The sequence below is a fragment of the Arthrobacter sp. EpRS71 genome, from assembly GCF_001512285.1.
Classification (GTDB): domain Bacteria; phylum Actinomycetota; class Actinomycetes; order Actinomycetales; family Micrococcaceae; genus Arthrobacter.
In genome coordinates this window covers 2,326,588-2,345,599 of the sequence record NZ_LNUV01000006.1, presented here as the reverse complement: position 1 = coordinate 2,345,599, position 19,012 = coordinate 2,326,588, and the positions used below count along the sequence as shown (strand labels likewise).

General features: G+C 63.2%; 19 protein-coding genes. 15 read left to right on the top strand and 4 right to left on the bottom strand.

Features of this window, described 5'->3' with window-relative positions; translation table 11 throughout:
• Nucleotides 1-53: 53 nt before the first annotated feature.
• Both AR689_RS21320 and AR689_RS21315 read right to left on the bottom strand, forming a co-directional pair.
• Nucleotides 54-479: a hypothetical protein gene (locus AR689_RS21320; RefSeq protein WP_062073394.1), complete on the bottom strand. Its 426-nt coding sequence runs from the start codon at nt 477-479 to the stop codon at nt 54-56.
• A gap of 13 nt (nt 480-492) precedes the next feature.
• Nucleotides 493-1,164 (bottom strand): trimeric intracellular cation channel family protein, encoded by a 672-nt coding sequence (locus tag AR689_RS21315; RefSeq protein WP_062073391.1) that lies wholly within the window; start codon nt 1,162-1,164, stop codon nt 493-495.
• Here AR689_RS21315 and AR689_RS21310 point away from each other — a divergent pair, their 5' ends adjacent.
• From AR689_RS21310 to AR689_RS21265, 10 genes are all read left to right on the top strand, one after another.
• Nucleotides 1,165-1,932 (top strand): sirohydrochlorin chelatase, encoded by a 768-nt coding sequence (locus tag AR689_RS21310; RefSeq protein WP_062073390.1) that lies wholly within the window; start codon nt 1,165-1,167, stop codon nt 1,930-1,932.
• Nucleotides 1,933-2,085: 153 nt separating this feature from the next.
• Complete coding sequence (locus tag AR689_RS21305; protein WP_062073388.1) at nt 2,086-3,822, top strand: nitrite/sulfite reductase; 1,737 nt, start codon at nt 2,086-2,088, stop codon at nt 3,820-3,822.
• A complete protein-coding gene (locus AR689_RS21300; protein ID WP_062073386.1) occupies nt 3,819-4,571 on the top strand; it encodes a phosphoadenylyl-sulfate reductase in 753 nt (250 codons plus the stop codon). Before AR689_RS21305 ends, AR689_RS21300 begins: the two co-directional genes overlap by 4 nt.
• Nucleotides 4,568-5,575: a sulfate adenylyltransferase subunit CysD gene (gene cysD, locus AR689_RS21295; RefSeq protein ID WP_082698098.1), complete on the top strand. Its 1,008-nt coding sequence runs from the start codon at nt 4,568-4,570 to the stop codon at nt 5,573-5,575. Before AR689_RS21300 ends, cysD begins: the two co-directional genes overlap by 4 nt.
• Nucleotides 5,576-6,979 carry a sulfate adenylyltransferase subunit 1 gene (locus tag AR689_RS21290; RefSeq protein ID WP_062073384.1) on the top strand — a complete coding sequence of 468 codons (1,404 nt, stop codon included), beginning with the start codon at nt 5,576-5,578 and terminating at the stop codon, nt 6,977-6,979.
• Nucleotides 6,980-7,078: 99 nt separating this feature from the next.
• Nucleotides 7,079-8,032, top strand: coding sequence for a homocysteine S-methyltransferase (mmuM, locus tag AR689_RS21285; RefSeq protein ID WP_062073382.1), 954 nt, complete (start codon nt 7,079-7,081; stop codon nt 8,030-8,032).
• A gap of 154 nt (nt 8,033-8,186) precedes the next feature.
• Nucleotides 8,187-9,332 (top strand): ABC transporter substrate-binding protein, encoded by a 1,146-nt coding sequence (locus AR689_RS21280; RefSeq protein WP_062073381.1) that lies wholly within the window; start codon nt 8,187-8,189, stop codon nt 9,330-9,332.
• 95 nt (nt 9,333-9,427) lie between these two features.
• The gene (locus AR689_RS21275) at nt 9,428-10,159 is read left to right on the top strand and encodes an ABC transporter ATP-binding protein (RefSeq protein ID WP_062073379.1); all 732 of its coding nucleotides are present in this window, start codon (nt 9,428-9,430) and stop codon (nt 10,157-10,159) included.
• Nucleotides 10,149-11,093 carry an ABC transporter permease gene (locus AR689_RS21270; protein WP_062073377.1) on the top strand — a complete coding sequence of 315 codons (945 nt, stop codon included), beginning with the start codon at nt 10,149-10,151 and terminating at the stop codon, nt 11,091-11,093. Before AR689_RS21275 ends, AR689_RS21270 begins: the two co-directional genes overlap by 11 nt.
• 43 nt (nt 11,094-11,136) lie before the next feature.
• Nucleotides 11,137-11,694 (top strand): dihydrofolate reductase family protein, encoded by a 558-nt coding sequence (locus tag AR689_RS21265; RefSeq protein WP_062073375.1) that lies wholly within the window; start codon nt 11,137-11,139, stop codon nt 11,692-11,694.
• Between the two features lie 202 nt (nt 11,695-11,896).
• Here AR689_RS21265 and AR689_RS21260 read toward each other — a convergent pair whose 3' ends face one another.
• Both AR689_RS21260 and AR689_RS23805 read right to left on the bottom strand, forming a co-directional pair.
• Nucleotides 11,897-12,508, bottom strand: coding sequence for a DUF305 domain-containing protein (locus tag AR689_RS21260; protein ID WP_062073374.1), 612 nt, complete (start codon nt 12,506-12,508; stop codon nt 11,897-11,899).
• Between the two features lie 144 nt (nt 12,509-12,652).
• Nucleotides 12,653-13,042 (bottom strand): DUF6153 family protein, encoded by a 390-nt coding sequence (locus AR689_RS23805; RefSeq protein WP_353611617.1) that lies wholly within the window; start codon nt 13,040-13,042, stop codon nt 12,653-12,655.
• Nucleotides 13,043-13,224: 182 nt separating this feature from the next.
• On the opposite strand from AR689_RS23805, the gene AR689_RS21255 reads away from it, so the two are divergent.
• From AR689_RS21255 to AR689_RS21235, 5 genes are all read left to right on the top strand, one after another.
• A complete protein-coding gene (locus AR689_RS21255) occupies nt 13,225-14,268 on the top strand; it encodes an LLM class flavin-dependent oxidoreductase (protein WP_062073372.1) in 1,044 nt (347 codons plus the stop codon).
• 103 nt (nt 14,269-14,371) lie between these two features.
• A complete protein-coding gene (locus AR689_RS21250; RefSeq protein WP_062073370.1) occupies nt 14,372-15,283 on the top strand; it encodes a glutaminase in 912 nt (303 codons plus the stop codon).
• A gap of 15 nt (nt 15,284-15,298) precedes the next feature.
• Nucleotides 15,299-16,090 (top strand): DNA alkylation repair protein, encoded by a 792-nt coding sequence (locus tag AR689_RS21245; protein ID WP_156424652.1) that lies wholly within the window; start codon nt 15,299-15,301, stop codon nt 16,088-16,090.
• A 124-nt stretch (nt 16,091-16,214) separates the two neighbouring features.
• Complete coding sequence (gene cobA / locus AR689_RS21240) at nt 16,215-17,492, top strand: uroporphyrinogen-III C-methyltransferase (RefSeq protein WP_062073926.1); 1,278 nt, start codon at nt 16,215-16,217, stop codon at nt 17,490-17,492.
• 20 nt (nt 17,493-17,512) lie between these two features.
• Nucleotides 17,513-18,979, top strand: coding sequence for an FAD-dependent oxidoreductase (locus AR689_RS21235; protein ID WP_062073368.1), 1,467 nt, complete (start codon nt 17,513-17,515; stop codon nt 18,977-18,979).
• Nucleotides 18,980-19,012 lie beyond the last annotated feature (33 nt).

Genomic DNA, 19,012 nt, shown 5'->3' with positions numbered 1-19,012 from the left:
AACAGCCCCTCCCTGACCACGAAGGCCAAGAAGGGGCTGCGGAAAAGTGACACTTAGTCTTCGTCGTCGTTGAATGCCCACTCGAACATGTCGAACACGAACTCGGAGAACGTACCTTCTTCGCTCTTCCACTGGCCGCGGGCGTTATTGCGGCGCCAGACGATGGGGTCCGGGATGCTGAGATCGGCGGTGCGGAAACCCCACGTGAATTGCTCGTCCTCGTCCTCAAGGAACATGAGGAAGCCTTCGTCATCAACTTCGAGTTCCTCAGGGTCCCAGAAGTAGTGGTAAGCCTCCATGAGGTCCTCGCAGCCGCCGATTGCAAGGTAGAACTCGCGTAGAACCAGCGGGATGGTGAAGGAGTGATCGGCCAGGGCGTCGTCCAGCTCGGCCGGCGTGAGGCCGTCTTCTTCCTGCCATTCATCCTCGAGATACTTTGGGACCAGCGCGCGGAACTTCTCGAGGAACATGTCAGTCATGCTCTTATCCTAGCTAATCCCGGGGACCTGAAATTGCGCCCCCACCGGTGGCTGCTCGATGCCATCCGCGCACAGCCAACGGCACGTACCAACTGCGCCGCCACGCGGTCACACGGAAAGCGAAGACCACGCCCGCAATGACGCAAGCGGTAACTCCGTTGAACAGGCCAAAGCTCCACAACAACGTGGTCAGGCCGGCACCCGCGAAGGCCGGCAGCGCATAGATGTCGCGGTTGTTGAACAAGGTAGGTATTTCATTTGCGGTGATGTCACGGAGCAGGCCACCGCCCACGGCAGTGGTGACCCCCAGCAGGATCGCGGCCACCGGATTCATGCCCGCGCCGATTGCCTTCAGCGTGCCCGTGATGCAGAACAAGGCCAGCCCGCCGGCGTCGAACAGGGTCAGCAGAGAGGTGAAGCGCTGCACGGAGGAGAACAAGTAGTAAACCAGTAGCGCAGCCAGCAACGGCGGGGCCAGGTACGCGGGATTGGTGAAAGCGATAGGGGGACCGGCGTTGATCACGATGTCACGGATGACGCCACCGCCCAGTGCCGCGATGGACGCGAGAAGTATGGAACCCACGAAGTCGAACTGCTTCCGGGCCGCCAACAACGAGCCTGACACAGCAAAAAAGAACACGCCGATGAGGTCAAGCCAAAGAAGAACAATGTCAAAGGAAATCAAGTGGACGGGTTCTTTCTTAACGCGCTTAACAACAGGTGCTGGCTCAACGTTACGCTAGCTCCCATGAACAGCCCCGTTTTGATCGCTTGCGCCCACGGAACCCGGAACGCCGAAGGCCAGGCGGCCATTCGCCAGGTCATGGCCGAAATCGAAGCACTCCGCCCCGGGTTGCGCGTGGTTGAGGCCTACGTGGACGTCCAGGAACCCGAGCTGGGCGGTGTGGTGGAGGGCCTGCCTGAGGGGACTCCCGCCGTCGTCGTACCGCTTTTGCTCTCTACCGGCTTCCACATCAAAGTGGACGTTCCAAAAGCCATCAAGCCCCGGCCCGAAGTAGTGGCCGCCAGGCCGTTGGGCCCGGACCCGCGGCTGGCTGAGCTGCTAGCCACCCACCTTCGTGCGGCTGGGTTGCAGGAGAACGACGGCGTGCTGCTGGCTGCCGCGGGATCGTCCCTGCCGGACGGTTCGGTGGACTCGGAAGAGCAGGCGCGGCTCCTCGCCGAGCTGCTGCCGAATAAGGTGCGCGTCGCCTATGGCGCCAGTGCTCAGCCAACAGTGCCCGACGGCGTCGCCTCCTTGCGTGCCGAACTCGCCGAAGACGGTGGGACAGGCCGGGTCTTCATTGCCTCGTACCTGCTGGCAACCGGCTATTTCCACGACCAGTTGGTCAAAGCGGGCGCGGACATTGTGGCGGCTCCATTACTGCCGTCGAAGGTGCTCGCCGAGATCGCTCTCGAAAGATACGACGCTGTGCTGGAAAGGCTCTCCTAACCTTTATTCACGCGGAAATGGGACAAAACGGACCTGCATAAAACAGGGCCTTCAGACAAGGCCGCTGGCGTGTTCGTGACGAAATGTTTCCCTAGGTGACTTCGCGTTTCCGGACCTTTGCTGGCGAAAACTGGCCAGACCTACAGTCGATGTATGACAGATACAGCTGTAGCCGGTGCGTCGGCTGAGACCACCAAGCGTCCGGCACGCACCCGCCCTGCCGCCAAGCCCCACGGCCAGTGGAAGGTTGACGGCACCGAGCCCCTCAATGCCAACGAAACCTGGAAGCAGGAAGACAACGGGCTGAACGTCCGTGAGCGCATTGAGTCTGTCTATTCCAAAGAAGGCTTTGATTCGATCGACGGCACGGACCTTCACGGCCGGTTCCGTTGGTGGGGTCTCTACACCCAGCGCAAGCCCGGGATCGACGGCGGCAAGACCGCAACGCTTGAACCGCACGAGCTCGAAGACAAGTACTTCATGCTGCGCGTGCGCATCGACGGCGGCGCACTCACCACTGAGCAACTCCGGGTCATCGGCCAGATCTCCGTGGACTTCGCCCGCGGCTCGGCTGACCTGACGGACCGTCAGAACATCCAGCTGCACTGGATCCGTGTTGAGGACGTGCCGGAGATCTGGCGCCGCCTTGAAGGTATTGGACTGTCCACCACAGAAGCTTGCGGTGACGTTCCCCGCGTTATCCTCGGCTCCCCGGTTGCGGGCATCGCCAAGGACGAGATCATTGATCCCACTCCGCTGATCCACGAGCTCGCCGAGCGTTTCATTGGCGATCCCGAGCTGGCCAACCTGCCGCGCAAGTACAAGACCGCCATCACAGGCCACCCGTCCCAGGACGTGGTGCACGAGATCAACGACTTCGCCCTGGTGGGCGTGGTTCACCCTGAGCTCGGCGCCGGCTACGACCTCTGGGTTGGCGGCGGCTTGTCCACCAACCCGCGCCTGGCCGAACGCCTCGGCGTGTTCGTCTCCGCGGACGTTGCCGCTGAAGTATGGCTGGGCGTTACCAGCATCTTCCGCGACTACGGCTACCGCCGCATGCGCACCAAAGCCCGCCTGAAGTTCCTCATGAACGACTGGGGCCCGGCCAAGTTCCGCCAGATCCTTGAGGACGAATACCTCGGCTTCAAGCTCCCGGACGGACCCGCCGCTCCCAAGCCCACGTCTCCCGGCGACCACATCGGTGTTCACGAGCAGAAGGACGGCAAGTTCTTCATCGGCGTCACACCCACTGTTGGCCGCACGTCCGGCGAAGCACTCGTGACGCTGGCTGACACCCTGGAGAAGCACGGCAGCTACCGCCTCCGTACTACTCCTCACCAGAAGCTGGTCATCCTGGACGTGGCCAAGGAGCAGGTGGAGCCGCTCATCGCCGAATTGGACACTTTGGGCCTTTCCGCCCGTCCGTCCGTGTTCCGCCGCGGCACCATCGCTTGCACGGGCATCGAGTTCTGCAAGTTGGCCATCGTGGAAACCAAGGTCACGGCAGCTACGGCCATCGCTGAGCTGGAGCGCCGCTTGGCCGACCTCGTGGAATCCAAGCAGCTGCCGTCGGCACTGTCCCTCCACATCAACGGTTGCCCGAACTCCTGCGCACGTATCCAGACGGCCGATATTGGCCTGAAGGGCATGATGCTGCCAACGCCCGACGGCGACCCCACCCCGGGTTTCCAGGTCCACCTCGGTGGCGGGCTGGCGAACAACGAGCGCGAGGAAGCCGGTTTGGGACGTACCGTCCGCGGCCTCAAAGTCACTGTGGAAGACCTGCCCGATTATGTGGAGCGCGTGGTCCGCAAGTTCGTCGCCGTAGGCGCCGAAGGCCAGACGTTCGCAGAGTGGGCACACTCGGCAGATGAAGGAGATCTCCAATGACAGATCCCGTCACTATCACCAACCTCGCCAGCGCGGCAGCGCGGCCGGCGTTGCGGTCCAAGGAAGAACTCAAGGCCCTGGCTGAACAAGGTGCTGCGGAGCTTGGCTGGAACGCCCCTGCCCGGGACATCATCGCCTGGGTGGCCCGTAACTTCGAGCTGCCCACCGTAACCGTGGCCTGCTCCATGGCCGACGCCGTCCTGCCCGCCTTGGTGGCGGACCAGCTTCCCGGCGTCGACGTCTTGTTCCTGGAAACCGGCTACCACTTCAAGGAAACGTACGAGACGCGCGACGAAGTCGCAGCGAACCTCCGCGTCAACGTGGTGGACGTCCTTCCCGAAACCACTGTGGAACAACAGGATCGTTTGCTGGGCAAGGACTTGTTCGCCCGCGACCCCGCCCAGTGCTGTGCACTGCGTAAGGTGCAGCCGCTGCGCCGTTCGCTGACCGGATACGAAGTCTGGTTCACCGGGGTGCGACGCGACGAGGGCCCCACCCGCACCAACACGCCGGTGGTCACCTGGGATGACGGCTTTGGCCTGGTCAAGGTGAACCCGATGGTGGACTGGACCTTCGATCAGCTGATCGAGTATTCCGAGGACAACATCCTTCCCGTCAACCCCCTCCTGAGCCAGGGCTACCCGTCCATCGGCTGCCAGCCCTGCACGCGCAAAGTGGCCCCGGGTGAAGACCCCCGCGCAGGCCGCTGGGCAGGATCCGACAAGACAGAATGCGGACTACACACATGAGCACCCAAACAACCAGCGAGGACCTCGAGTTGAACCAGTTGCAGAGCGAGGCCGAGGAATCCGCCGCGGCGTGGCGGGCATCGCGAAGCGGGCACGGCGGATCCTCTGCCGAGCGTCTCTCCAGCTTGGACACCCTCGAGTCCGAAGCCATTCACATCATCCGCGAGGTTGTTGCTGAGTTCGAGAAGCCTGCGCTGCTGTTTTCCGGCGGCAAGGATTCCGTGGTCATGCTGCACCTGGCCACCAAGGCGTTCTGGCCGGGCAAGGTTCCGTTTCCGGTTCTGCACGTGGACACGGGCCACAACTTCCCGGAGGTCATCGACTTCCGTGACCGCACTGTTGAGCGCCTTGGCCTGAAGCTGGTTGTTGGCTCGGTCCAGGAGTTCATCGACCGCGGCGAGTTGGCTGAGCGTGCCGATGGCACCCGCAACCCGTTGCAGACCGTCCCGCTGTTGGACGCGATCCAGCACAACAAGTTCGACGCCGTGTTCGGCGGCGGCCGTCGCGACGAAGACAAGGCCCGCGCCAAAGAACGCATCCTGAGCCTCCGTGACGAGTTCGGCCAGTGGGACCCGCGAAACCAGCGCCCCGAACTGTGGAACCTGTACAACGGCCGCCACACCGTGGGCCAGCACGTCCGTGCATTCCCCATCAGCAACTGGACCGAGTTGGACATCTGGCGCTACATCGAGCGCGAGAACATCGAGCTTCCCAGCCTGTACTACGCCCACGAGCGTGAGGTCTTCGCCCGCGACGGCATGTGGCGCGCAGTGGGCGAGGTTTCCCAGCCGCTGCCCAACGAGGACGTCATCACCAAGCTGGTCCGGTACCGCACGGTGGGAGACATGTCCTGCACAGGTGCCGTCGAGTCCGACGCACGCACCGTGGCCGACGTCGTTGTTGAAGTCGCTGCCTCCACCCTGACCGAACGTGGCGCTACCCGAGCAGATGACCGCATCTCCGAGGCAGCCATGGAAGACCGCAAGAAGGACGGCTACTTCTAAATGAGCACCGAAACTTTGGCTGCCGGACTGGAAACAGCCCTGCCCACCACACTCTTCCGCTTCGCGACTGCCGGCTCGGTGGACGACGGTAAGTCCACTTTGGTGGGCCGTCTCCTTCACGACTCCAAGGCGATTCTGGCTGACACGCTCGACGCCGTTGCCCGCACCTCTGCGGACCGCGGCTTCGGTGGCGAAAAGGGCGGCATCGACCTCGCCCTCCTGACCGACGGCCTGCGTGCCGAGCGTGAGCAGGGCATCACCATCGATGTTGCCTACCGCTACTTCGCCACGGACCGCCGCAGCTTCATCCTGGCGGACTGCCCCGGCCACGTTCAGTACACCAAGAACACGGTGACCGGCGCGTCCACTGCGGATGCCGTCGTCGTACTGATTGACGCCCGCAAGGGTGTGCTGGAGCAGACCCGCCGGCACCTGTCCGTGCTGCAGCTGCTGCGCGTCGCCCACGTGATTGTGGCCGTGAACAAGATCGACTTGGTGGACTTCAGCGAGCAGGTGTTCCGCGACATCGAAGCGGACGTGCAGAAGGTAGCCCGCGAGCTTGGCCTGGGATCCGACGGAGTGGCTGACCTGCTGGTGGTGCCGGTGTCGGCCCTTGATGGCGACAACGTGGTGGACCGCTCTGAGCGCACCCCTTGGTACACCGGTCCGGCGCTGCTGGAGGTCCTCGAAACCCTCCCTGCTGCTGACGAGCTTGAGGCCGAACTGGAGAGCTTCCGCTTCCCGGTCCAGCTGGTGATCCGCCCGCAGGGCGCCCTGGCTCCCGACGCTGTGGCTGCCGGGCTCGATGTGGAGGCGTACCGCGATTACCGCGCATACGCAGGCCAGATCACTGAGGGCTCAGTGAAGGTTGGCGACGAAGTCTCCGTCATCAGCCCGGGCCATGAGCCGCGTACCACAACGGTGATCGGCATCGACTTCGCCGGCCAATCGCTGGACGAGGCAGCCGCTCCGCAGTCTGTGGCTGTTCGACTGGCTGATGAGATCGACATCGCCCGCGGAGACACCATCGCCGCCGCCGGAACGGTCCGCGAAAGCACTGCTGACCTGTACGCGTCGCTCGCATGGCTTTCACCGAAACCGCTCCGTGAGGGCCAAAAGGTCCTGGTGAAGCACGGCACGCGCACGGTCCAGGCACTGGTCCGCAACGTCACCGGCAAACTGGACCTCGCCACGTTCAACGTGGAGCCTGCGTCCAACCTGGAGCTCAACGACATCGGACACGCACAATTGCGCCTGTCCGCTCCGTTGCCGCTGGAGAACTACCTGCACCACCGCCGCACCGGTGCTTTCCTGGTGATCGACCCCAACGACGGCAATACGCTCGCCGCCGGACTTGTGAAGGACCACCCGGGCGACCACGAAGACGAACGTTACGTCATCTAGGGTCACACATAGTCACAAAACCGCAGCTTGTTCGCGACTCCTCACGTTGTACGGCGGGAAGATCGAACAGGCTGCGGTTTTCTTTTTGGGGAAGGACCCATGCCACAGAACACCTCGCTCAGCACACTCCTCAACGCCGGCAAGGACCTGGTCCTGGACGGTGCGTTGGCCACGGAATTGGAAGCCCACGGCTGCGATCTTGAGGACTCCCTATGGTCGGCCAAGGTTCTCTTGGAGCAGCCGCACCTGATCAAACAGGTCCACCGGGACTATTTCGACGCCGGTGCCTCCGTTGCCATCACGGCCAGCTACCAGGCGACGCCACAGGGTTTCGCCCGGCGTGGCTTGTCCGTTGATGAGTCGTTGGAGCTGGTGGCTTTGAGCGTCCGGTTGGCGGACGAAGCCCGGCAGGAATACCTCGCGGCCAACCCCGGATCCCGTCCGCTGCTGGTGGCCGGATCTGTGGGTCCCTACGGTGCCTATCTCGCTGACGGCTCCGAATACCGGGGTGATTACACGCTTTCAGCCCCGGAATTCCGGGATTTCCATCGGCCACGCATTGCCGCGCTGGTGGAGGCCGGTGCGGATTTCCTGGCGTGCGAGACCCTGCCGTCGTACGCCGAAGCGGAGGTGCTGTTGGCGCTCGTGGCGGAGTTCGACGTCGAATCCTGGTTTACGTTCACGCTGCGGGACAGCGGCCACATCAGTGACGGAACCCCCATTGCGGACGTGGCTGCGCTGCTCAGCGCGGAACCGCGGGTGGCCGCCGTCGGGGTCAATTGTGTGCCGCTGGAGCTCGTGTCGGATGCGCTCGGCACGTTTCGGATGTCCTCGAACAAGCCGCTGGTGGCGTATCCGAATTCGGGGGAGACCTACGATGCTGTGACCAAGACCTGGGGTCCCTCGGAGGGCGTTCAAGGTGACGGAACCTTGGCGGGCAACGCAGCTGTTTGGCTTGACCGGGGCGCCCATCTCATAGGTGGCTGCTGCCGCACAACTCCACGCGATATTGAAGGCCTGGCGGCGAATGTGACGCCACGTGAACCTTCATGAACCTTGGTTTCTGCGGGATTGAAGCGGAAATATGACAGTCCCTACTGTGAAGGCATGACCTCTCCGGAATGGTCCTTGCTTGCCCTCGACGGGCGATGTCACGGGGCCTGATCTTCGCCCCGCTCGCATCCCACATCTCCTAAGGACCCACCCCATGTCTAACACCCCCGAGTCACCCAACCCCGGCACCACCCGCATCGTCGCCGGTGAGACCGCCTCCAAGCCCAAGCGCCGCCGCACCCTGGAGATCGCCCTCGCCGTAGGCCTCGTGCTGCTGATCGGTGCAGGCGCTGCAGTTGCTTCCGCTGTTTCGCAGAACAACCAAGCCGCGCCGGCGCCCACCACGACGCCCGCGGCCGAGCTCAAGCTTGGATACTTCAGCAACGTGACCCACGCTCCCGCACTGGTGGGCACCAGCAAGGGCCTGATCGCCAAGGAACTCGGCGAGACCAAGCTGAGCACCCAGATCTTCAACGCAGGCCCCGCCGCGATCGAAGCTTTGAACGCCGGCGCCATCGACGCCACGTACATCGGCCCGAACCCGGCCATCAACTCTTACGTCAAGAGCAACGGCGAGTCCATCAGCATCATCGCCGGAGCAGCATCCGGCGGCGCCCAGCTGGTGGTCAAGCCGGAGATCACCTCCGCAGCCGACCTCAAGGGCAAGGTGCTCAGCACCCCGCAGCTCGGTGGTACCCAGGACGTTGCGCTCCGCGCGTGGCTGACGGACCAGGGATTCAAAACCAATGTTGACGGCAGCGGGGATGTCAACATCAACCCCACAGAAAATGCCCAGTCGCTGAAGCTCTTCCAAGACGGAAAGCTCGACGGCGCGTGGTTGCCCGAGCCATGGGCGTCCCGACTGGTCCTCGAAGCCGGGGCCAAGGTCCTCGTTGACGAGAAAGACCTGTGGGAGAACGGTGACTTCACCACCACCATCCTGATCGTGAACAAGAAGTTCGCCGCAGAACACCCGGAAACCGTCAAGGCCCTCCTGAAGGGCCACATTGAATCCGTCAACTGGCTCAACTCCGCTTCCGCCGAGGAGAAGGCCACCACCATCAACTCCGTCCTCAAGGACACTGCGGGCAAGCCGCTTCCGGCCAACGTGATTGAACGCGCACTTCAGAACATCAAGTTCACCACCGACCCGCTCGCTGGGACGTACAAGAAGTTGCTGGACGACGGTGTGAAAGCCGGCACCACCAAGCAGGCCGACATCAACGGCATCTTCGATCTCCGGACCTTGAACGAGGTAGAGGGTAAGAAGACATCAGCCGCGGGTCTTGGCCAGGACTAAGCATTAGCAGGCCGGTCCGGTTCCCTCTCCTTGAGCGGGAAGCGGGCCGGTCTTCAGCCACATCAGCTCTACCAATCAACACGAAGGACGGGACCATGCCAGTCGTACTCGAGAACCTGGGCAAGCGCTTCGGCAGTGGCGCCCCGGTGCTGGACGACGTCAACGCCACCATCAAGCAGGGCGAGTTCGTCGCCCTCCTCGGTGCGTCCGGCTGCGGCAAGTCCACCTTGCTGAACATCATGGCGGGACTTGAGAGGCCGACGTCGGGCGCCCTTGAAGTCCCCAGCGACGGCGCCGCCTTCATGTTCCAGGACGCGTCCCTCTTTCCGTGGCTGACCGCGCGCGGCAACATCGAGCTCGCACTTCAACTGGCCGACAAGTCCAGCACCAAGGCAAGCCGGCGTGAACGCGCCAGCGAGTTGTTGGAGTTGGTGCACTTGGGCGGCGCGGGGGATAAGCGTCCCCACGAACTGTCCGGCGGCATGAGGCAGCGCGTTGCCTTGGCCCGTTCGCTGGCCCAGAACCGCCAGTTGCTGCTGATGGACGAGCCCTTCGCTGCCCTGGACGCGATCACCCGCGACCTCCTGCACGATGAGCTTGAGCGGATTTGGAAGGAAACGGGACGGACCATCGTCTTCGTCACGCACAACGTGCGCGAAGCCGTCCGGCTCGGCCAGCGGGTGCTTCTGTTGTCCTCTCGTCCTGGCCGTGTGGTGGCTGAATGGGATGTCACCGAGGAGCATCGAACCGACGCCGGCCGCGCCGGGGAGCTGACCGGTGTCATCACCCGCCGTCTTCGCGAGGAGATCCGCCGCCATGCCAAGTAACCCCATCACCACCGAAGAGCGGACCCTCCCCGTGACCGAATCCAAAGAGCACATCACCTCCCCGTCGCTGAAGGGTAACGCCTCTGAACTTCGGGACCTTGAAGCCGGCCTGGACAACCTCCAGTCGGACAGCGGACGGAAAGTCGGCATCGAATGGAAGCGCGTCTTGCTTCCTGTTGCCGCGCTGGTGGTCCTGATCCTCGCGTGGCAGTTCTACGTTTCACTGGAGTTCAAGCGCCGTGACCTCGTTCCCGGGCCGTTGGACGTTCTCACCCAGTTCGTGACGATGTGGGGTGAAGGAAAAGTCCAGGAAGCCGTGTGGACCTCGTTGCAGCGTGGTGTGATCGGATTCCTGATTTCCGTGGTTATCGCTACGCCTGTGGGCTTGATTTTGGCTCAGGTAGCACCCTTGCGCCGTGCATTTGGTCCGCTCATCTCGGGGTTGCAGGTGCTCCCTTCCGTGGCATGGGTTCCTGCCGCCATCATCTGGTTCGGCCTGACCGACGCCACCGTCTACTTTGTGGTGTTCATGGGCGCCATCCCGTCCATCATCAACGGACTCATTTCCGGTGTGGACCAGATCCCGCCGCAGTACCGCAGCGTTGGCACAGTCCTTGGTGCCAACCGTCTCCAGATGGCGCTGCAAATTGTCCTGCCCGCCGCGCTTCCCGGCTACATCGGTGGGCTGAAGCAGGGCTGGGCCTTCTCCTGGCGCTCGCTCATGGCCGCGGAAATCATCGCAGTGGGCGGAACGATTGGTTTCGGCTTGGGCTCGTTGCTGGATCAGGGCCGTCTCCTGTCCGATATGACGATCGTGATGTCCGCGATCCTGCTGATCCTGTTTGTGGGAATCCTGATCGAGCTCTTGGTCTTCGGGCCGATCGAGAAGCGCTTGCTGCAGCGCCGGGGTTTGCTGGCGGGCAGCAGCCGCTAGACTCGCCCTTCCTCCGCTCTCCGCGCGCACCTACAATCGTCGAATGGGCCTTCTAACGTTCAGCATCAACGTCACTCTTGATGGTTGCGTCGACCACCAGGAGGGCATCGCCGACGACGAGACTCATGCCCTCTTCACCCACCTCTTGGACCAGAGCGGGGCAATGCTCTGGGGCCGCACTACCTACGAAATGATGGAGAGCTATTGGCCCTTGGTGGCCAACGGCGAAGTGGAAGCCCCGCCAGCGTTGCGGGAGTGGGCACTGACGCTGGAGACAATGCCCAAATACGTCGTATCGTCCACGCGTTCAAACTTCCCCTGGACCAATAGCCACCACCTTGTTGGCGATCTGCGCACGGCGGTGCAGGAGCTCAAGGACAGGACCCCCGACGGGGTGCTGATAGGCAGCGGCAAATTAGCCACAGAACTGGACCGACTGGATCTGATCGACGAGTACAAATTTCTCGTCCACCCCATGATCGCTGGCCACGGTCCCACCCTGTACCAGGGCGGGCTGCCCGCCACCCGGCGCCTTGAGCTGGTCTCGGCGGACCCGCTCAGTAACGGCGTTGTATCTATGCACTATCGACGCGTTGACTGAGGGCTGAGCCCGCATTTCTGCCTCATGCACCCGTTGCCGCCGGAGGCACCCTTTCGGCGCCTGGTTCGCTCCCTTTCGCGCCTTTCGCACCAGTGGTTATGGGCGCGATTGGCGTAAATGGGTGCGGTGCGCTGGGGAAAGCTGAGCGAACGCACGACGGCGAACTGCCGACGTCGTGCGTTCGCTGTTCTGAACCCGAGTGCTAGAGGGTGGCCAGGAGATCCCGCATTTCCTGGATCTCCGCTTCCTGGGAAGTGACGATGTCCTTGCTGAGTTGGACGGCTTCGGGGTTACTGCCCTGGGTGATCTCAGTCTTTGCCATGGTGACCGCGCCTTCGTGATGCGCGATCATCTGGGTCAGGAAGAGCTTGGCAGCTTCGGTGCCCTGGGCTGCGCTGAGTTTCTTGAGATCGGCGTCAGTCAGCATGCCGTCCATGCTGTGACCGCTGTGCCCGGAGGACCCCATTACTGGCATGTTCCAGCTCTTGAGCCAGCCCGTCATCTTCTCGATTTCGGGTGCTTGAGCTGCTTTGATCTTTACGGCCAGCTGGGTCACCGCGGTGGGGATGTCAGCCTTGGCGAGCATGGCGTCGGACATCTCCACGGCTTGGGCGTGATGGGGAATCATCATCTGGGCGAACATGACGTCAGCAGCGTTGTGCTCTGCAGACGTGATGTTGGCGGGCGCGCTGGTGCCGGAGTTTCCGTGGTCCATTCCCGGCATGGAGCCAGGGTTTGCCGGAGAGGCACAGCCGGCCACGGCAAGGAGCCCCGCAAAAGCGGCGGCGCTAAGGGTGAGCTGAGTTTTGTTCATCAGGGTTGTGGTCTTTCGATAGTGGGGAGGCCCGGGGCGCGAGCCATCCTGGTGGTAGGCATGATGGTGGCCTCGAGAGCCCGTGTGGAGGGATGCGAGGCACTGCATAGGCGGCAAAACTTGGGGCCGCCAAGGCAAAAATGCTTACGTTCTACTGATCGAAAGTTGACTCAAGGAAGGCCTGGGCGGGGCATAGGTCCACGTTCGCGGTGCTTCACCTGTGGCCGGCAGACCATCGGCCAGGCCCCCAACTCCGCTGCCCGGAAGCGGGGCAATCAGGGAACCTGTCTTCAATGACGGGATGCAGTGTTCAGCGGTTGATTGTGAACACGAGCAGCTACCCGTGGAGCAGGACTCTGCGTCGAGGCTGGAGGCCAACGGGTGGTGGAGTGTGCTGGCGGCCTGGGATCCGGCTGTCGAATGCGCGTGGTGATCACTGTGCAGCGTTGACGCCTGAGTAGCGGGAGCCGAATGGGCGGTATGGGAACCCATCACTACGTGCATGCCGAGAATTCCAGCAATGACGCCCAACACCAGCAGAAACAGGGAAGCCCTACGAAGGGGCAGTGGAAATGCTGATCTGCTCACTTTGGGCGTCCTTCCGCGGACTATATGCTGGGGTACATTTACTTACACCATACCCCTGGAGGGTATGGAGTCCAATGAGGAATCCGCGTATGTGGAATTCCTGTACCTCTCGCGGGGTTGTTCTCAGCATGCACAACAAACGGATCGGCTTCCTGTCCTTCGGCCACTGGGCCCGCGTACCAGGATCGCTGGTTCCCACGGCCGGAGAGGCCCTGAAACAGGGAATTGAACTCGCCGTTGCGGCGGAGGAACTGGGCATAGACGGCGCCTTCTTCAGAGTCCATCACTTCGCCCGGCAGCAGGCCTCCCCCTTCCCGCTCCTCAGCGCGATCGCGGCCAGGACCAGCCGGATCGAGATGGGGACAGGCGTGATCGACATGCGCTACGAGAACCCCCTTTACATGGCCGAGGAGGCCGCTGCCACGGACCTCATCAGTGACGGGCGGCTGCAGCTCGGTGTGAGCCGTGGTTCACCCGAACCTGCACGGAACGGTGCTGCAACCTTCGGCTACGTCCCCGCAGACGGCGAGGACGGCGGCGACATGGCACGCCGTCACACCGCACTGTTCCGGAAGGCTATCGCCGGGCACGGTGTGGCTGAGGCAGATCCGCACTACGCGGGTGGGGCCACGGGGCTGTTGCCCATCCAGCCCCAGTCACCGGGCCTCCCGCAAAGAATCTGGTGGGGAGCCGGAACCCGGAAAACCGCCGTGTGGGCTGCGGAACAAGGCATGAACCTCATGAGCTCCACCCTCCTCACCGAGGACACAGGCGTGCCGTTCGATGAGCTGCAGGCCGAACAGATCCACATGTTCCGCGAAGCGTGGGCCGCGGCCGGGCACGACTTTGAGCCGAGGATTTCAGTCAGCCGCAGCGTGATCCCGATTGTGGACGACGTAGACAACCACTACTTCGGCCTCCGCGCCCAAGCGGACAGCCAGGACCAGGTGGGAATTCTCGACGGCGCGTTGTCCCGTTTCGGGAAGAGCTACATCGGCGAGCCGGACACCTTGGCTGAGGAACTGGCCAAGGACGCTGCGGTCCAAGCGGCTGACACCGTCCTGCTCACGGTGCCCAACCAACTAGGAGTGGACTACAACGCCAAGCTGCTGGGCAACGTAGCAAAGCACGTGGCTCCAGCCTTCGGGTGGAGGGCAAACCAAGGGGTGTAGGCCCGGTAGTGTTGCTGGCTGTGCATTACTGCGCCAACAACACAGGAGCACGTGTCAGTCCCTTCAACGACGAGGGGACTACACAGAAAGCAAAGGTTGCCCCATGGACATTCAGAACCTCCTCGACGACATCGTGGGAGCAGTTCAACCGCACGTCGGCCAAGGAAAAGTCGCCGATTACATCCCCCAACTCGGGGCCGTGGACCCGCATCAGTTCGGGATGTCGGTGGTGACCCGGGAGGGTGAGGTGTTCTCAGCCGGGGATGCGCATGTGGAGTTCTCCATTCAAAGCATCTCCAAGGTCTTCGCCCTTGCTTTGGTTCTCGCTGCGGACGGCGACCACATCTGGAAGCGCGTCTTCCGCGAACCCTCAGGCAACCCCTTCAACTCCTTGGTTCAGTTGGAGAGCGAGGAGGGCATTCCCCGGAACCCGTTCATCAATGCCGGCGCGATCGTGGTGACGGATCGGCTACTCAGCCTCACAGGCGACGCAGCCAAGGCCGTGCGGGAACTGATGCGCCAGGAGACCAGCAAAGAGAGCATCGACACCGATCACGCGGTGGCCTCATCCGAACTGGCCAACGGACACCGCAACGCCTCGCTGGCCCACTTCCTGGCAAGCTGCGGCAACCTGGAGAACCCTGTGGACGAGGTCCTGGACTCCTACGCGAAGCAATGCGCGCTGGCCATGACGTGCGAAGATCTGGCGCTCGCAACGCGTTTCCTGGCCTCCAACGGCTTGGGCGCAGACGGGACTTTGTTGCTGTCCCCGGCCCAAACCAAGAGAATCAACGCCGTCATGCTCACCTGCGGTACGTACGATGCCGCGGGCGAATTCGCTTATCGCGTGGGTCTTCCGGGTAAGAGCGGCGTGGGCGGGGGGATCGTGGCCGTGGTGCCGAACAAGTGCTCTATCAGTGTCTGGAGCCCTGGCCTGGGACGGTCCGGGAATTCCGTGGCAGGTGTGGCCGCGCTGGATGAATTCACCACGCGTACTGGCTGGTCGGTCTTTTAGGCGCATGATGGAGTCATGACCCCCAAAGACGGAAAGGCCCCCAAGAACCGCAAGCCTGCGGCCCCGGCGCCGGGAACCCAACCCACCGCCGTCGCGTTTTTGGAGCGCCTGGAAATCCGGCAGTCCGCGGTGGAGCAGGCAAAGTACCAGCGGTATTTCAAGACCGGCAAGGGTGATTACGCCGAGGGGGACTTCTTCCTTGGCGTCCGGATGGGCGAGGTTTTCACGCTGGCCAAGGAATTCGCGGCCATGACTTTGGAAGATTTAGAGACGCTGCTGGAGAAGGACATCCACGAGGCCCGGGCGGGTGCCGTGAAGATCATGTCCTTGCAGGCTCAGAAGAAGAAGACCACGGACGAGCGGCGCCGGGAGCTTTACGAGCTGTACGTGAAAAGGCACGATCGCATCAACAACTGGGATCTGGTGGACTTGGGAGCCGGGCGTGTGGTGGGCGGTTGGCTCATGGACAAGCCGCGCGACCCCCTGTACGAACTGGCCCGCTCGGAGAGCATGTGGGAGCGCCGGACCGCCATTGTTGCCACGTCGGCATTCATCCGCGAAGGCCAATTGGATGACACTTTCGCCATCGCCGAGATCCTCCTTCATGACAAAGAGGACCTCATCCAGAAAGCCGTAGGTGGTTGGGTCCGTGACGCTGGCCGTAGCAGTCGCGAACGGCTTCTGGCCTTTCTGGACGAACACGCCGCCACCATGCCGCGGACGGCGCTTCGTTACGCGATTGAGCACCTGGGCAAGGAACAGCGGGCCTATTACCTGACGCTCAAAGACAGGGTTTCGCCCAACTGATCCGCGCAAAATCAGGCCCAACGTCGGCAAAGAGCAGCCACCGTATATGACGTTGGATTACCCAGCGTTACCGGGTGTTTCCGAGCCTTTGAAGCATGTTACGGGGCCGCCCTACAGTTTTTTCATGGCAATACAGGACATTTACCCCACCGCGCTGCGGCTGCTCGGCCGCCCGGTGCTGGTGGTGGGCGGCGGCCCCGTCGCGGAGCGCCGTGCCAAGGGACTGCTCGACGCCGGTGCAAAAGTCACCGTTGTAGCGCCCGTTGCCACCGAAACACTTCGCGGCATCGCAGACTCCGGCCTCCTCACCTGGGAGCAGCGGGAGTACCGAACATCAGACCTCGACGGCGTCTGGTTCGTTCAGACGGCCACTGGCGCTGCCGCCGTAGACACCCAGGTGGCCTCCGACGCGGAAGCGCAGCGCATCTGGTGCGTCAATGCCTCAGACCATGAAGCGTCAGCAGCCTGGACGCCCGCCGTGGCCGTGGTGGACGACGTGAAGATCGCCATCAACGCCGGGGGAGACCCGCGCCGTGCCATGGCCCTCCGCAATGCTGTGGCCACTGCGCTCGAAACCGGCGACCTGCCGTTGCGCCGCCACCGCAAGCCGGAAGCTGACGGCACAACACCTGCTGGCTCCGTTGCCTTGGTAGGCGGCGGTCCTGGCGACTCGGGACTCATCACCGTCCGCGGCCGGCGTCTGCTGGGCCAGGCCGACGTCGTGGTTGCCGACCGCCTCGGCCCCCGTGAGCTGCTCAACGAACTTGCCCCGGACGTCCGCGTGATCGAGGTGGGCAAGACGCCCGGCCACCACCCGGTTCCTCAGCTGGAGATCAACCGCATCCTGGTGGACGAAGCCTTGAAGGGCAACCGTGTGGTCCGCCTCAAAGGCGGCGACCCCTACGTCCTGGGGCGCGGAGGCGAGGAAGCAGAATTCTGCCGGCAGAACGGCGTCGAGGTTGAAGTGGTGTCCGGCGTGACGTCGGCGATCTCGGTTCCGGCCGCTGCCGGTATTCCCGTGACACACCGCGGCCTGGCCAAGGGCTTCAGCGTAGTGACCGGCCATGAAGAGCTGTCCGAGGTCCCCGCCCGCCCCGATCACACTGTGGTGTTGCTCATGGGAGTAGCGCAATTGCGTGATTCCGCGGCTGCGCTGGCAGGCTCGGGTCTGCCTTTGGACACGCCAGTAGGTATCGTAGAGAACGGGTATTTGCCGGATCAGCGCGTCACCATCGGCACTCTGGGTACCATCGCGGACCAGGCGGAAGCCGTCGGCGTGGCCAACCCGGCGGTCATCGTGATCGGGGATGTGGTCCGCGTCAGCCCCTTTGCACCGCAGCATTTCAAGACCGCTGATTACAGCACTATTACCCCCAACCGTCCCCGCGTCCGCAGTAACTGAGAAGAAGAAGGAACACAGCCGTGTCAATTAGCACCCCCGTAGGTTCTGCGGACCGTCCGCTTCGCGTCGCCGTCATCGGCTCCGGCCCGGCCGGCGTGTACGCAGCGGACATCCTGACCAAGAGCGAAGCCGTCAAGAGCGGCGAACTCACCGTCAGCATCGACCTCTTTGACCGCTACCCGGCACCGTATGGCCTCATCCGTTACGGCGTAGCCCCGGACCACCCCCGCATCAAGGGCATCGTCAACGCCCTGCACAAGGTCCTGGACCGCGGCGATATCCGCTTCTTCGGCAACGTGGACTACGGCACGGACATCTCCATCGAGGACCTCCGCAAGCACTACGACGCCATCATCTTTGCCACTGGCGCCATCAAGGACGCGGACCTGAACATCCCGGGCATCGAGCTTGAGGGTTCGTTCGGCGGCGCCGACTTCGTTTCCTGGTTCGACGGTCACCCGGACGTTCCCCGCGAATGGCCGCTGGAAGCCACCGAAATCGCTGTTCTCGGCAACGGCAACGTGGCCTTGGACGTAGCGCGTGTCCTGTCCAAGCACGCCGATGACCTGCTGGTCACCGAAATCCCGGACAACGTGTACGCCGGTCTGAAGGCCTCACCCGTCACGGACGTGCACGTCTTCGGACGCCGCGGTCCCGCCCAGGTGAAGTTCACCCCGCTGGAACTCCGCGAACTCTCGCACTCCAAGGACGTGGACATCATCCTCTACGCCGAGGACTTCGAGTTCGACGAAGAGTCCGATCGCCAGGTCCAGACGAACAACCAGATCAAGACCATGGTTGGCACGCTCACCAACTGGATCGCCGAACAGCCCGAGGACCTCTCCGAGCTGAAGGCTTCCCGTCGCCTGCACCTGCACTTCCTGCACAGCCCGGTTGAAATTGTTGATTCCGCAGAGACACCCGGCAAGGTTGCCGGCATCAAGTTCGAGCGCACCGAACTGGACGGCACGGGCAACGCCCGCGGCACCGGCGAGTTCATCGACTACCCGGTCCAGGCCGTGTACCGCGCAATCGGCTACTTCGGTTCGGCCCTGCCGGACGTCGAGTTCGACCACAAGAAGGGCGTTGTGACCAACGACGGCGGACGCGTGCTCGACGCCGACGGCCAGCACGTGCCGGGCCTCTACGCAACGGGCTGGATCAAGCGTGGTCCGGTTGGCCTCATCGGCCACACCAAGGGTGACGCCCTGGAAACCGTCACGTACCTCTTGGAAGACCGCGAAAACCTGCCGCTCGCCGAGGTTCCCGCAGCCGACGCCGTGGTGGAACTCCTGGATGCCCGCGGCGTGAAGTTCACCAGCTGGGAAGGCTGGCTGGCACTGGACGCCCACGAGCTCGCACTCGGTGCGGCAGCAACCGAGGCCGGCACCTCCCACGGTGTTGAGGTCAAGCGTGAGCGCATCAAGGTTGTTCCCCGCGAGGACATGGTCAACATCTCCCGTGACGGTGTAGCCGCACAGGTCTAACAGCAACGCGGGGTCACTTATGCACCTTCCGGG